This window comes from Nocardia sp. NPDC004582 (assembly GCF_053602115.1).
On the sequence record NZ_JBSGCY010000147.1, the window covers coordinates 1 to 15,053 of the forward strand.

The window sequence follows — 15,053 nt, forward strand, 5'->3', positions numbered from 1 at the left end:
GGCCCGGTGCCGGGCCCCGGCCGGGCGCGCCGGGGTGCGGCACACGATCGGTTCGCCCTCGAACCACACCACCGCGCCCGCCGCGGGCGCGAGTCCCTCGATGAGCGTGCCGATTCCGCGCTGGGGCAGCTCCGGCGCCCGCCGCCGCGGTTCGTCGATGAACAGGGCGGCGGCCCGCGCGGGCGGCGCGGCGACCCGGTCCACGGTGAACGCGGCGTCGCTGCCCCGGTAGTACTCGACCGCGGTTCCGGCCAGCACGGCGGTCACCGATCCGTGCAGGAAGATGGCCAGCCCACCGGTGTCGGCGGTGGACAGGATGCCGAATTCGATGGGTTGCCCGGGCGAGATCCGCTCGGCCTCCTTCATCAGCCAGCGGGTGGCCTGCCGGGCGATCTGCCGGCCGGGTCCGTCCGGGACCAGATCGGTGGCGTCGGCGACCAGATCCCCCAGCGCCCGCACCGCCACCACGGCCCGCGATTCGGGCGTGATCGCGCCCCGCTCCCGATGCGCGACCAGGATCACCGCTCCCGCGACCCGGCCCAGCGCGTGCCCGCCCGCGACGACCTCGACCTGCCGATCCATCACGGGAACCGGCCCCCGGGAAGCACGCGACAGGGATCCTTCAGCACAGCCACCAGGTTACGTGCCCGTCCGGCACCGGCTACAGTCGCGGAGAGCAGCGGGGGGAGCCCCTGCGTCCGGCGAGGATCCAGGAGTTGATGCGATGGCGATGAGTCCTGGCACCGTCGTCGGCGGCTATCGGATCGTCCGGGTGCTCGGGTCGGGCGGTATGGGGACCGTCTATCTGGGCAAGCATCCCGAGTTGCCGCGGATGGACGCGCTCAAGGTGCTCTCGGCCGAGCTGACCAGCAACGAGGAGTTCCGCGGCCGCTTCGAACGCGAAGCCAATGTGGTTGCGGGCCTGGACCACCCGAACATCGTCGCGGTGCACAATCGCGGCGAGGAGAACGGGCAGCTGTGGATCGCCATGCAGTATGTCGAGGGCACCGACGCCTCGGCCGAGCTCAAGCGCGATCCGGCCGCCATTCCGCCGCTGCGGGCGCTGTCCATCGTCACCCAGATCGGGCGCGGCCTGGACTACGCGCACCGGCGCGGCCTGCTGCACCGGGACGTGAAGCCCGCCAACTTCCTGCTCTCCACCGCCGCCGGTGAGGACGAGCGCGCGCTGCTGGCCGACTTCGGGGTCGCCAAGTCCACCGAGGACACCACCGAACTCACCCAGACCGGCAGCTTCGTCGCCACCATCGCCTACGCGCCGCCGGAGCAGCTATCGGGGCTGCCGCTCGATCACCGCGCCGACATCTACAGCCTGGGCTGCTCCTTCTTCAAGCTGCTCACCGGCCGGAACCCGTATCCCGCGACGCAGCCGGCGCTGGTCATGATGGGCCACCTGCACGAGCCGCCGCCGCGCGCCACCGATGTCGACCCGTATCTGCCCGCCGCCCTGGACCAGGTCTTCGCGCGGGCGATGGCGAAGAATCCGGCCGAACGGTTCAACTCCTGCCGCGAGTTCACCGAGGCCGCCACGGCCGCGCTGGTGCCGGGCTACAACCCGGTGTCCACCACTACTTCGCCGACCTATCCGATCCAGATCGCGCCGCCGGGCCTGCTGGCGGCCGGTGAGACCCAGGGCCGCATACCGGTTTCCGCGTCCGAGCCCACCGAACTGGTCCGGCCGGCACGCAATCGGACCCGGCTCTACCTCGGCATCGGGGCGGCGACGGTCGCCGCCGCGGTGGCGGTCGGCATCGGCATCGTCGCCAGCGGTGGCGACGAGACCGGTTCCGCCGCACCGACGTCCGCCGTCCCCGCCGCGAATACGGTCCCGAGCTCGGTGGACCAGGCCCGCCAGGACAATCCCGCGTTCCAGGGCAAGTCCATCACGGTCGTCGACGTGACCGGCGACGACTACAACACCAAATACAGCATCTACCTGACCGGCAGCGATCAGGCGAAATACCTGGAGAGCCTGGGCTTCGTCTACAACCCGCAGTACCAGCCCGCGGCCGGGGAGACCTCGCCGCGACCCTCCTCCGGCTGGGGCTCGCTGAAGGTGACCGACAACTCCTACATCATCGCGGTCCGCAGCGACGCCAAGGCGGGCGGCGGTGGCCTGCTCGGCCTGCCCAGCGAGATCAGCAGCTCCCGCGCCATCGTGGTGCCGGTCGACGACCCGTCCGCGGTCGCGGCGATCCGCAATTGGACTCCCGAATCCGGTCCGACCCTGCTCACCAAACTGGTGCCGGTCCTGCACAACCGGATCAAGTAGGGTTTGGCGGGTCAGTCAGTTCTGGGGAGGGGAACCCATGCGTCAGCGCTTGCGCGCAGCCATGTCCGCGGCTTTCGCCGTCACGGTGGTGCTGACCGCCGCGTGCGGCTCGGATCCGGGGCCCGCCGCCCCCGCCGAGCCCGTCATCGATCTGGCCAAGCTCGACACCGGCAACCTGATCACCCAGCCCAAGAAGTACGACAAGGCCGAGAGCAAGGAGCTCGGCCGCGCCGTGCAGGCCGAGCGGCTGGCCAATTACCTGCCACTGCCGTCGGAGATCAATCCGGCGGTCAAATATCCCGCGGCCGCGGTGAACGGCGCGATCCGTCCGTTCATCGATCTCGGGTCCAGCGCCATGAAGATCCGCACCAACGCCAAGGCCGCCGACCTGCGGGCCGCGGCGCCCGGCTTCCTGTCCGGCTACGTCACCACCGGCAACTCCGACAAATCGCCGGGGTTGTCGTACGAGTTCGCGAACACGGTGCTGATCTTCACCGACGACGCGGCGGCCCAGGCGGCCGCGCAAGCGATGGGCCAGGCCGATTTCGACGCGGCCCCCAGCGAGCGCCTGCACCTGGACAAGTACCCGGACGCGTTCGTCTACCTGGACAAGTCCTACGACTTCAACGCCACCGTCCGATCCTGGTACGCCACCGGCCGATACGTCATCTACGGCTACGTGTGGGACGACGTGATGGCGGAGACCAAGATCAGCGATCCGGCCACGCTACTGGCCCGCGTCCAGCTCGGCATCGACGTGATCCCGGGCGCGCTCGCGAAGTTCCCGGCCGTCGCGCCGGATCAGCTGACCGAGCAGCCCGTCGATCTGGACGGCGTGCTCGGGCGGACGCTGCGCACCGTCGCCGACGATCAGTCCGAGCGCGGCATCCCCGGCGTGTACGACCGGCATGGCGGGCTGCAGATCTTCCCCGGCGACGACAACGCGGCGCTGTTCGAGAAGGCGGGCGTCGATCGGGTGGCGTTCGCCGGCGGCTACGTCTTCCGCGCCCGTGACGCCGCCGGGGCCGCGGACATCGTGGCCGAGCGCGCCCGCACCTCGCGCACCTTCCGGCCCGCCGACTCCCCCGCGAACCTGCCGAATGCCCAGTGCCGCAAGTACACCGGGCCGCAGCGTTTCTCGATCACCTACTACTGCTACGTCACCCACGGCCGCTTCGCCGGGGAGGTGGCGGCCAGCCAGCTGCTCGATGCCCAGCAACGGATCTCGGCGCAGTACGCCCTGTTCGTCAATGCGGAAAAGTGATCGGGAGGCGATGGGAATGATCTCGCGTTTTCGAATGACCGCTCTGCTCGCGATCACCGCGGCGGCGGTGGCCGGCTGCGGTTCGGCGGTCACCGGCACGGCGACCCCGGGTGAAATCGATATCCGCACACTGGATGTCGGCAAGTACTCGACCGCGCCGCTGGACCTGCGCTACGAGTACAACCCGCGTACGCGGCTGGCGACCGAGCTGGCGACGCAACGCCTGGCCGACCACGTGGTGAACGGCGCCGACATCGACCCGGCCTTCACCTTCGGCACCGGCGTGGTGTCGATGACCAATACCGAGACCGCCACCCGGGTGCTGGCCAACGCCACCGCACCGGTGCTCGACGCGAACAAGATGATGTTCGGACTCTCGGTGGGCCACACCGACAAACAGCCCGACAAGTCCGGCAAGACCGTGGAGGGCAGCTCCTTCACCACGGTCACCGTCCTCCAGTTCCGTGACGCGGCGGCCGCCGCCAAGGCCGCCACGGAACTGGACGAGGCCGACTTCGCGGTGTCCCCGGACGCCAACCAACGGGTGACGCTGCCGAAATACCCTGACGCCCACGCCCATTGGCGGCCCGGGGTCGCCAGCATCGGATCGACCGTCGCGCACGGCAATTACGTCGTGAACGCCTACGTCGGTGTGCCGGATCCGGAGCTGTCCAAGCTGACGGCCCTGGCCACGAAGGTCCTCGACGCGCAGTTGCCGCTCCTGGATTCCTTGCCGCCCTTGACCCCCGAGGGCCTGCTGCGCCTGCCGTTCGACGCGGACCACATGCTGCGCCGCACCCTCACTCCAGGGGAGGGATTCCTCCCCGATTTCCAGACCATGGCCGTGGCCGAACCGCGCGGCTTCCTGCATCGGGTCGCGGATCAGGGGTACTGGCGGCGGATCGTCACCGACAATGGCATCGATCGCTACTCGATCGCGGGCGCGGACTACGACGGTCCGTCGATGCTGTTCCGCACCCGGGACGCACAGGCCGCGAAACAGCTCGCCACCGCCATTATCGAACACGGCTATTCGGGCGTCGCGGACGCACCGGCCGGATTCCCGGACGGGAAGTGCGGGCAAACCACCGCCACCCCGGCGTCCAGCCTCACCCGCATCAAACGCTTCCGGTGCACGGTCAGCTATCGCCAGTACACCGCCGTGGTGGACTCCGACCAGATCGCCGACGCCCATCAACGGGCGGCCGCACAATACGCGTTGTTCGCGAACAGCACCTGGTAGCGACCATGTGAACTCCTTTCGCGCGGAGCGGGAACCGATGGGTCGTGGCCTACGTCCAAGCACTCAGAGGTCGTCCGCCCGCGAATCGGAAGGAGGCACCGTGGCCGGTGCATTCGAAGCCAGTAATGAGCTCATCCAGGCCAAGGCCCAGCAGTTCCAGAAGACCCACGACATGCTCATGCACAGCATCGCCGATCTGAAGCGCGATGAGGACGCCATGGTCGTGGGCTCGAATTGGCGGGGCGGGGCAGCCGACGCGTTCAACGCGTTCATGCAGCGCTATTACTTCCAGGCCGACAAGCTCAACGACAAGCTCATGCACACCGCCGAGACGCTGATCAAGGTCGGCTCGAATTACGAAGCGCACGACAAGGATTACGAATCCAAGGTCAACGCCCAGATCTCGAGCCTCGACCTCCCGGCAGTCTAGGAAAGGAGTCCACCATGGCAGCAGTCGACGGCCAGATCATCTCCGCCCATTTCGAAGGCGTCGCCGACGGCGCGAATTCGATCATCCGCCGCGCGGAGGCCATTCGCGACCAGCTCGAGGCCTTCCACCGCACGGTGGAGGAATTCGTGCAGAACAACTGGAAGGGTGATGCCAACGACGCGTTCGCGGACCTGCAGCGCCTGTGGAATCAGCATGTCCTCCAGCTCAACACCACCCTGAACGGCGCGGCCACCCTGGTCCGCACCGGCAACGCCGAACTCCAAGCCAAAGACACCGCCCTCGCAGGCCTGTTCTGAGCTCCCCCGCCTCCCCGTGACTTCAGCGGACGGCAGAGTGCCGTTGACTGTCGTGCATCCGTGCCGGCGGTCGGGAGCCGAACCGATTGTGGGGGTGCCCGGCGAGTTACCCCGGTCGGCACGAAATCAGTTGTCGCGTTGGAACACGAAGAAACTCACAGCGAATGGGCCCCTGCACTGTGCCGGGGGCCGTTCGCGTTGTGCGGATCCGGTGGGCGTGTTGTGCGGATCCGGCGGGGCGTGTGAGTTTTTCGCATCTGTTTCAGGGTTCGGCCGGGGGGAGCCAGCCGGTTTGGATCAGGTCCTCGTCCGTGCGGGTGCTGTAGGTGCCGCGGCCCGGGGGCATGAGGGCGGGGCGGGCGTTGCCGAAGAGGACGCCTTCGTCTCGGCTGCAGCTCATGGTCAGGGACGCGGCATCGAGTTCCTTGAGGCGGTTGAGGGTGGCCTCGTACATGGCGCGGCCCGCGCCGCCGGAGCGGCGGGCCAGGACGAGGTGGAAGCCGAGGTCGCGGGCGTGGGCGAGGTGGTCGACCAGGGCGTGCAGGGGGTTGCCGGTGGCGTTGGCGACCAGGTCGTAGTCGTCGACGAGGACGTAGAGTTCGGGGCCCTGCCACCAGGAGCGGTTCTTGAGTTGCTGCGGGGTCACGTCGGGGCCGGGCATGCGCTGGGTGACGTAGGCGGCGAGGTCGGCCATGTTCTGGGTGAACTGCGGTGCGGTGGTGCCGTAGCCCGCGAGGTAGCCCTGCGGGACGGTGCCGAGCATGGTGCGCCGGTAGTCGCCCAGGATGACGCGGGCCTGGTCGGTGGTGTTGGCCGCGCAGATGGACCGCACCAGGGACCGCAAGACGGTGGTCTTGCCGCATTCGGAGTCGCCGATGATCACCAGGTGCTGGCTCGCCGCCAGGTCCAGGAATACCGGGGCGAGCCGCGCCTCGTCGATGCCGAGCGGGAAGCGCAGGCACGGCTGGGAGCGGTCCACGGTCGCGGGCCAGTCCGCCGCCGCGCGCAACAGTTCGGTACGGGGCAGCCGCTCGGGCAGCATCCGCACCGCCGGCGCGGGCCGCCCCGGCGTCAGCCGGGCAATCGCCGAAACAGCGTGCGCTACACCGGTTCCCAATGAGGCGGGGTCGGGATCACCGTCCACGCGCGGGAGCGCGGTCAGCAGGTGCAGCCCGTCGGCGGTCATGCCGCGCCCCGGCCGGCCCATGGGCACCAGCGCCGCGAACCTGCGTCCGAGATCCGAGTCCATCGGGTCGCCGAGCCGCAGTTCGACGCGCGTCCCGATCTGGTCTTTGAGCGCGGGCCGCGCCTCGGCCCAGCGGTTGAGTGACAGCACCACGTGCACACCGTACGAAAGCCCTTGTACGGCAAGGTTCATGACGGTTTGGTCGAGCAGTTCGAATTCCTGGCGGAACGCGCCGTACCCGTCGATCACCAGGAACACGTCCCCGAACGGGTCCTCCCGCACGCCCGCCGCGGCGCCGTCGGCGTCGGGTCCGGCGGCGCGCAGCCGCCGGAACTCGGCCATGGATTCCACGCCGAGCCGCCGGAAGCCGGCTTCGCGGCGGCGCATGATGCCCACCATCTCGGCCACGGTGCGCCGCACCTGGTCGGCTTCCATCCGGCCGGCCACCGCGCCCACGTGCGGCAGTCCTGCCAGGCCGACCATGGTGCCGCCGCCGAAATCGAGCAGGTAGAACTGGACCTGTTCGGCGGTGTGCGTCAACGACATCGCCATGACCAGCGCCCGCAACGCCGTCGACTTGCCCGATTGCGGGCCGCCGACCACGGCCGCGTTCCCGCGCGATCCGGACAGGTCCACCACCATGGGGCCGCGGCGCTGGTCGTAGGGCCGGTCGACGAGGCCGATCGGGGCGCGCAGGGCCGCCAGCGGGCTCCAGTCACCGGTGAGAACGGACCGCGGCAGCAGCTGATCCAGGGTCGGCGCGTCCCCGAGCGGCGGCAGCCAGATCTCGTGGGCGGGCCGCCCGTGCCCGCGCACCCGCGACACCAGCGTCTGGAGGTTGGAGAGCTGATCCGCCTCGGCGGGCGCGGTCACCGGTTCCGGCCGCTCGGGCGGCGGAATCCGGTCCGCGGCACGAAATTCCACGCGCGCCGCGCTGAACGGGCGCACGGCCGCATCGACCTCGCCGGATCGGGTCACCGCCCCGTCCTCACGCCGCGCCATGCCACCGGTGTACGGCCCGGAGACATAGGCGGACTGGAACCGCTGGATCTCCCCCGCGTCGGACTTCAGGTAGCCGCCGCCGGGATTGCCGGGCAGGTTGTAGGCGTCCGGCACGCCCAGCACCTGCCGGGACTCGTTGGCGGAGAACGTCTTCAACCCGATCCGATAGGACAGGTGACTCTCCAGCCCCTTGAGCCGCCCTTCCTCGAGCCGCTGCGAGGCCAGCAGCAGGTGCACGTGCAGTGAGCGGCCGAGGCGGCCGATCATGGTGAACAGTTCGGCGAAATCCGGGTGCTGCGAGAGCAGTTCGGAGAACTCGTCGAGCACCACGAACAGCGCGGGCATCGGGTCGAGGTCCGCCCCCGCCGCGCGGGCCTTCTCGTATTCGGACACATTGGCGAAGTTCCCGGCCGCGCGCAGCAGTTCCTGGCGGCGGTTCATCTCTCCGGCGAGCGCGTCGCGCATGCGGTCGACGAGGTCGGCCTCCTCCTCCAGGTTGGTGATGATGGCCGCGATATGCGCCACCCCTTCCAGCCCGAGGAAGGTCGCGCCGCCCTTGAAGTCCACCAGTACGAATTCGAGCTGATCGGGTGAGTGGGTGGCGATGAGCGAGAGCACCAGGGTGCGAAGGAATTCCGACTTGCCGGACCCGGTCGCGCCGATGCACAGCCCGTGCGGGCCCATGCCGCCCTCGGCCGCCTCCTTGATGTCGAGTATCACCGGCAGCCCGTCGGCCCCGACGCCGAACGGCACCCGCAGTCGTTCGCGGCCGTACCGCGGCCGCCACGCGGTCTCGGGGGTGAATGCGCCGAGGTCGCCGAGTCCCAGCAGTTGCGCCCAGCTGGAGATCACCTCACCCTCGTCACCGCCGGTCTCGGCGGGACGCGGGGCCGGGGCCCGATAGGGCGCGAGCCGCCGCGCCGCCTGTTCGGCCTCGCGCGCGGTGATGCGGTCGATCACGGCGAAGCGTTCCATCGCTCCGGAGGGACCGCGCCCGGCGCACTCGCCGTCCTCCACCACCATCTGGATGCCGCGCGAGGCCGCCAGCCGGGGCGCGTACCCGCACAGGTCGATGACGGTGACGCCCTCGAACCCGTGCTCGCGCAACGGATCCTCCTCGGCCTCGAGCAGTCCGCCGTCGACCACCAGCACGATGTGGGTGAGTCCGGGATCCGCCGGCTGATTGCGGGAGTATCGAACCCGATTGCGCAGCAATGTATTCAGGTCGGCGTGGGCTTCCCGCATGGACCCGTACACCATGCGCCCGCTGCCCACCCCGTCCTGGGATTCGGGATGCTGGCCGTGCGGCAGCCATTTGGTCCATTCCCATTCGCGCACAGCCTCCGCGGGCCCGCAGACCACGGCGATCAGCACCTGGTCGGGGCCGTGGAACATGGCCAGTTGCAGCAGCATGGCCCGGGTGAGGTCGCGGGCCTGGACCCGATCGCCGGTGAGCTGGACGGCGGCGAAACCTTTCACGGCGAGGGCGGTCGGCAGGTCGGGGACGGTGGAGTGGGTGCGCACGAAGCGCCGCAGTGAGACCGCGGCGATGGGTTCGAGCTCCTCGACCGGACCTGTTTCCGGGGCGACCAGTCTCGTAGCAAGCCGCTGGCTACCAAGCCCGATGCGGACGTGGCAGAAGTCCTTGTCCCCCGGCCGGCGCTCCCACATCCGCGCGGTCCCGGCCAGCATCCAGATCAGCCCGGGCTCGGGATGACTCCATTCGACGGCCGCCCGCTGCTGCCCGGCCGTCACCTCCACGTCGCGGCGCACCTGATCCAGATAGCGCAGATAGTCCTTGCGGTCCTCGTCGGCCTCGGCCGCGTTCCGCCCCTTGCCGCCCTGCCCCGCATACATCCCGACCATGGAGAACACCATCATCATCGGGAACATCAGGCTCATCGGATTGGACGCGACACCGCCGCCGGAGGTGAACAGCAGCACTACCATGCCGAGCATGCCGGCGCCCATCACCACCGGCATCAGTTTGGCGAAGAGGTTGGCCGGTACCGCCCGCGGAATCTCCGGCGGCGGTTGCAGTGTCACTTCGCCACCGGGCGAGCGCGGCATCTCCCGGCGCGGGCGGCGGTGGAACCGTACGGTGCTCATCGCGGAAATTCCCCCGGAGGTTCGGGCGGTCAGTGTACGGACGGCAACCATCATGCCGTACAGTGCGGGCGTGACGCAGTCGCGGACGGATCAGCTCGAGGACTTCCGCGGCACCGTGCGCGCGCCGGATCTGGCGCGAGTCACCGTTCTGGCCAAACACACCCAGGTCGATATGGCCATTCCCGTGGATGTGCCGGTGGCCCTGATCATTCCGAGCCTGGTCGACCTGGTCGATCAGCACAACCGCGCCAACGACTTCGATCTCGACGGCGAATCGGTCGAGCCGCGCGCATGGGTGCTGGCCCGGGTCGGGCGACCGCCCTTCGCCAATTCCCTGAGCCTGAGCGAACTGGGCGTGCGCGACGGGGAGCTGCTCATGCTGCAGCGTGCCGAATACATCGCTCCCGCACCGCTCTTCGACGACATCATGGACAGCGTCGCCATCGCCGACGCCGACCATTTCCGCGGGTGGTCCCCGCGCACCGCCCGGCTGACCGGCTCCGCGCTGGCAGTGGCCGCCATGCTGACCGGCTGCTTCGGCCTGCTGGCCGTACCCGACGCCGTCCCGGCCTGGATCACCGCCGTCGTGGCCACCGCCGTCACCCTGCTGCTGGTCACCGCGAGCACCGTGCTCGCCCGCATCTACCGCGACCACGCGAGCGCCCTGGTGCTGGGCGGCTGCGCGCTACCGACCGCGTTCACCGCGGGCCTGCTCTACGTCCCGGACCACTATGGCTGGGCCAACGCGCTTCTCGGTTCGGTGCTGGCCGGGGCCACCGCCGTGCTGACCTGGCGGGTGACCGGAGTCGGGCCGGGATTGTTCATCGGCGCCGCGGCACTGGCGGTCTTCACGATCCCCGCCACCCTGACCGGTCTGCTCACCGATCTTCCGCAGCGTGCCGTCGGCGGCGGTGTCGCGGCCTTGGGGCTGGCCGGACTATCGCTGGCCCCAAGACTTTCCATGCTGCTCGCCGCGCTGCCGTTGCCGCCGGTCCCCGCGCCCGGGACCCCCATCGACCCCACCGAGGACGATCCCGACGACCACCGCGCCCTGCCGACGCTGGAGGCGCTGCGCGCGAAATCCGAACGGGCGCGCGACCATCTGGCCGGACTGGTCGCGGCCACCACCCTGGTGATCGCGACCGGGGCGGTGGCGAGCGTGGACCCGTCCGCCGCCCGGCCGTTCTGGCCTGGCCTGGCGTTGGCGCTGGCGTGTGCGGCGGTCCTGATGTTCCGCAGCCGCACCTACGCGGACGCGAGGCAGGCGGTGGTGCTCATCGCGGGTGGCGCGGCCATCGTATTGCTGGTGCTGATCGGCGCGGCCCTCACCCAACGGCAGCCGCTCACGGTATTCGGTGTGGCTACGGCGCTTTTCGCGGCCGCGCTGGTGCTGGGCTTCCTGGTGCCGCGACAGCAGGCGAGCCCGCCCATGCTCCGGGCGGTGGAGTTGCTGGAGTACGGGTTCGTGGCCGCCGTGGCGCCGCTCGCCTTCTGGGTGACCGGCCTCTACGCCCTCGTGCGCGGACTCTGACAGCGGCCATGCGGGTCGGAGCGGTGCGCGCCAGGGCTTTCCGACTCGCCGCGGCGACTTCCGTTCTCGCACTGGGTGCGTCGTTCGGGATCGGTTCCGTGCCGGGCGTCGCGCACGCCGACCGGCCACCACCCGTCGACGCGGGCCTGCTGCCACCGGGCGGTCCCGCCACCCCGCCGACACCGACCGAGCATCCCGCCAACTTCCCCTGCCTGAGCACCCGGTCGGGCGGTGACGGACCTACCGTCCCGGCGACCCAGCGCGCCCTGGATCTGCCCGGCGCATGGCAATTCTCGCGCGGCGCGGGCCAATTGGTGGCGGTGATCGACACCGGGGTGTCCCCGCATCCCCGCCTGCCCGGGCTAATCCCCGAGGGCGATTACGTGGCCGCGGGCGGCGACGGCACCGAGGACTGCGACGCCCACGGCACCATCGTGGCGGGCCTGATCGCGGCCACCCAGGTGGGCGGACAGGGCTTCGCCGGGGTCGCGCCGGAGGCCCGCGTCATGACCATCCGGCAGACCAGCGCGCTGTACCAGGCCAAAGGCGCCGGCCGCGACAAGGGCCCCGACGATATGCCCGAGGGCTACGGCAAGATCTCCGCGCTGGCCTCGGCCGTGCGGCGGGCGGCCGACGCGGGTGCGCGGGTCATCAATATCTCCCTGGTCGCCTGCCCCACCACCGAACCGGTGAGCGCCGAGATGGGCGCACTGGGCGCGGCCGTGCGGTACGCCGCGGTCGAGAAGGATGTGGTGATCGTGGCCTCGGCCGGCAATACCGACACCTGCAAGACGAGCAACCCCGGCCCGGATCCGGTGCACCCGGACCGCGATCCGTGGGATCACGTCACGTCCTACGTGGTCCCGGCCTGGTGGGACGCCTATGTGCTGTCGGTGGGCTCGGTGGACGCCTTCGGCCGGCCGTCGACGTTCACCGTCCCGGGACCGTGGGTGGGGGTGGCGGCGCAGGGCGAGAACATCGTCTCGCTCGATCCCCGCGATGCCGGGCTCACCACCGCCAAGGTGACCAATCAGGGGCAGGTGCTGCCCTACAGCGGAACCAGTTTCGCCGCGCCGCAGGTCGCGGGTGTCGCCGCGCTGGTGCGATCGCGGTATCCGGATTTGCGGGCCGACCAGGTCATCGAGCGTATCGAGGCCACGGCGCACGCCTCCGGCGAGGGCTGGAATCCGTACATCGGTTACGGCACAATCGATCCCGTGGCCGCGCTGACCGCCGAGGTGCGCGAGGACCTGCGCCCCAAGCACCCCGCCGAGGCCAGAGATCAGCAGCTACCGCTGCCCAGGCCAGCGGCGGCACCGGACAAGACGGCTCGCGATGTCGCCCTGATCGGCAGCGGAGTCGTGGCACTCCTGCTGGTGCTGGGATTCCTCGCGTCGTTCCCATTGCGCCGCAAATTCGGCGACCGCGACAGCTGACGTCAGTTCGCGCTCGGCCCTGGCGTGCTGACCGGTTCCCGGGCCGGATTCGGGTCGGGCGCGACGCCGTCGTGGGCGACCATCGCACCCTCCCGGCTCAGGGTCGGCCCGGGCGCGAGCAGTCCGAGGATCGGCCATGGCGCGGGCCCCGGCCGCACCGTCGCCGGATCCATCCCCAGGGCCTTGGCGGCGTCCAGATCGCGGATCCCGAAGCGAACCCCGTAGTCCGACAGAAAGAACAGGCCGTCCTGACGCTGACTGTCCGGCTCGATCCCGGTGGACCGCAGGTACGCTCCCGCGCCCGGCCGCATATAGAAGCTGTCCACCTCGGGCCCGTCGCCGTCGGCTTGCGCCAGCGGCACCAAACGCGCGCGGTCGGGAATCGGGACGGTATGCCCGGTGAGCACGGACAATTCGGCGTGCTTACTGCCGTCGGAGGTGTCAGCCGAACCGACCGGCCGCCACGACAGGCAGTCGACGGGCTGATCCTTGCCGTCCACCAGGATCGGGGCCTGCGCCGGGTATTTCGACACCCGCAGCGCCGCGGACACCGGCGCGCCCGTGCGATCGGCCTGCGCGATAGCGCTGTCGGCCGCACTGGACCGGTAGGTATTGCGAATGATGTCGGCGGTCAGCGCCGACACCGGCTGCAATCCGTCGTCCAGCACCGCGTAGTACTTGCCGTCGGTCCGCACCCGCACCACATCGCCGATCAGGTGGTCGCCGAGCGCGTAACCCGGTGCGGCTCCGGCATTCTCGATGCGCGGCGGCACCAGCGGCGGCACCTCGGGGATGGCGTCGAGCAGTCCCGCACTGATCGGACGTGGCGTCTGCCCGCGCAGGTCCAACGCGTCGACCACCGCACGATCCTCGAGATCGATCCGGGCGCGCTGATCGTCGTAGATCAGGTAGGCGTGATCACGCCCCTGCACCAGCAGCGCCCGCCCCGGAGCCAGCGCGGAAGCCTTGTCCGCCAAGGCCAATTCGCCGACCAGCACCGCACTGGTGAGGCTGCGGCTGCCGTCATTGGACAGCGCGTCGCACACCGTCCACGTACGACCGTCACCGCCGGTGAACCCGAGCGAGGTCGGCGCGCCCGGAATGCCGATCAGCTGGCCGCGCGGCCGCTTGGCCAACTCGGACTCGGCGACGGTGGCCGGAGTGGCCGCGTCGCCCACGGCCAGCCGGGCGGAGGCCAGGTTCAGCGCCGGGTGCACCACATCGTCGAGCACGACATAGACCGCGCCGGTGTCCTTGCCGATGAGGATCTTGCTGGAGCCGATCTTGTCCTGCGGCCGTAGCAGAGCCACTACTCCGCAACCCGCGAGCGCGACGCACGCGAGGATCAGTCCGGCGCCGAAGGCCCGGGACTGGGAGCGCATGGGATCGTGCAGCATGCGCACGTCCCGGCGGACCAGGGCGTGCTCCATGCGACGGACCAGGAAGCGGTAGCCGCTCACCTGCCATCGGGTCGTGGGTTTCGAAGGCATCCAAATCCCCAGTGCGTCGTGGGTTTTCGCCGAAGACAGTACAGTGACCTGGACCTTCATTCACACTCGGTCAGCGCGCGGGGCCGACATCGCGGAGCGGGGACCGACGATGACGATCGCATCAGAGGCGGCGGCGGAGCGACCGTCACGGACCGGGCGGCCGGACCTGGTCTCGCTCGCGAACCTCGTCTGGGCACAGGTCGCAGGACTGGTCGTTCTGGTTGTCGCCGCACTGTGTGGAATGGCCTGGTGGGGTGCGCTCACCCTCGGCATAGTGGTCGGTCTGATTCATCTGCTACCGCTTGGCAAACGCACGCTCTCGGACTGGATCGCCACCCGCGGCTGCTTCCGTGTTCGCCGCACTCACCAGCCCACCGACATCATCGACTTCCGTGCCGTCGAGGGCCGCCCGCTCGGCCTGTATCGCGACGGCAGCCGCGTGGTCGCCGTCGTGGAAGTGCTGGCGCCCAAGGGCGGTCTCACCCGGCTGGGCCGCGCCACCGTGCACTCCACCCATCTGCTGCCGCTGCCCGAACTCGCGAAAAGCCTGACCCAGCACGACATCCTGCTGTCCGGCATCGACATCGTCTCGCACGGCTTCCGCAGCCGCTCCGGCACGCCCGCGGGCGCCGTCTACGAATCCCTGCTCGGCCCGCTGCCCGCCACCGCGCACCGCACGGTCTGGCTCACCATCGCCTCGGTGTGGCCGTCGCCGACGGTGCGACGGTGTGGGGCAGTCTCGCGCAGTTGCTGGT

The 15,053-nt window shown here is 70.1% G+C and carries 10 protein-coding genes and 1 pseudogene; 8 read left to right on the plus strand and 3 right to left on the minus strand.

Features of this window, described 5'->3' with window-relative positions; translation table 11 throughout:
• Positions 1–582: pseudogene (locus ACWELJ_RS28615) on the minus strand (FHA domain-containing protein); the annotation flags it as partial.
• A gap of 142 nt (positions 583–724) precedes the next feature.
• On the opposite strand from ACWELJ_RS28615, the gene ACWELJ_RS28620 reads away from it, so the two are divergent.
• The 5 genes from ACWELJ_RS28620 to ACWELJ_RS28640 all read left to right on the plus strand — a co-directional run bounded on the left by ACWELJ_RS28620 (position 725) and on the right by ACWELJ_RS28640 (position 5,544).
• Positions 725–2,290: a serine/threonine-protein kinase gene (locus tag ACWELJ_RS28620; protein ID WP_452369227.1), complete on the plus strand. Its 1,566-nt coding sequence runs from the start codon at positions 725–727 to the stop codon at positions 2,288–2,290.
• A 37-nt stretch (positions 2,291–2,327) separates the two neighbouring features.
• Positions 2,328–3,554: a DUF7373 family lipoprotein gene (locus tag ACWELJ_RS28625; protein ID WP_452369228.1), complete on the plus strand. Its 1,227-nt coding sequence runs from the start codon at positions 2,328–2,330 to the stop codon at positions 3,552–3,554.
• A gap of 34 nt (positions 3,555–3,588) precedes the next feature.
• Complete coding sequence (locus ACWELJ_RS28630) at positions 3,589–4,797, plus strand: DUF7373 family lipoprotein (RefSeq protein WP_452369229.1); 1,209 nt, start codon at positions 3,589–3,591, stop codon at positions 4,795–4,797.
• A 100-nt stretch (positions 4,798–4,897) separates the two neighbouring features.
• Positions 4,898–5,227, plus strand: coding sequence for a WXG100 family type VII secretion target (locus tag ACWELJ_RS28635; RefSeq protein WP_452369230.1), 330 nt, complete (start codon positions 4,898–4,900; stop codon positions 5,225–5,227).
• Between the two features lie 14 nt (positions 5,228–5,241).
• A complete protein-coding gene (locus tag ACWELJ_RS28640) occupies positions 5,242–5,544 on the plus strand; it encodes a WXG100 family type VII secretion target (protein ID WP_452369231.1) in 303 nt (100 codons plus the stop codon).
• 262 nt (positions 5,545–5,806) lie between these two features.
• On the opposite strand, the gene eccCa is transcribed toward ACWELJ_RS28640, so the two are convergent.
• Positions 5,807–9,841 carry a type VII secretion protein EccCa gene (gene eccCa, locus ACWELJ_RS28645; protein WP_452369232.1) on the minus strand — a complete coding sequence of 1,345 codons (4,035 nt, stop codon included), beginning with the start codon at positions 9,839–9,841 and terminating at the stop codon, positions 5,807–5,809.
• A gap of 70 nt (positions 9,842–9,911) precedes the next feature.
• On the opposite strand from eccCa, the gene eccD reads away from it, so the two are divergent.
• Both eccD and mycP read left to right on the plus strand, forming a co-directional pair.
• The gene (gene eccD, locus ACWELJ_RS28650) at positions 9,912–11,372 is read left to right on the plus strand and encodes a type VII secretion integral membrane protein EccD (protein ID WP_452369233.1); all 1,461 of its coding nucleotides are present in this window, start codon (positions 9,912–9,914) and stop codon (positions 11,370–11,372) included.
• A gap of 8 nt (positions 11,373–11,380) precedes the next feature.
• Positions 11,381–12,808: a type VII secretion-associated serine protease mycosin gene (gene mycP, locus ACWELJ_RS28655; protein ID WP_452369234.1), complete on the plus strand. Its 1,428-nt coding sequence runs from the start codon at positions 11,381–11,383 to the stop codon at positions 12,806–12,808.
• A 2-nt stretch (positions 12,809–12,810) separates the two neighbouring features.
• Here the strand turns inward: mycP and eccB are convergent, their stop codons facing one another.
• On the minus strand, positions 12,811–14,298 hold the full coding sequence (gene eccB / locus ACWELJ_RS28660) for a type VII secretion protein EccB (RefSeq protein ID WP_452369235.1): 1,488 nt from the start codon (positions 14,296–14,298) through the stop codon (positions 12,811–12,813).
• A 109-nt stretch (positions 14,299–14,407) separates the two neighbouring features.
• Here eccB and eccE point away from each other — a divergent pair.
• Positions 14,408–15,053: type VII secretion protein EccE (gene eccE / locus ACWELJ_RS28665; protein WP_452369236.1), on the plus strand; the 646-nt coding region annotated here is incomplete at its 3' end.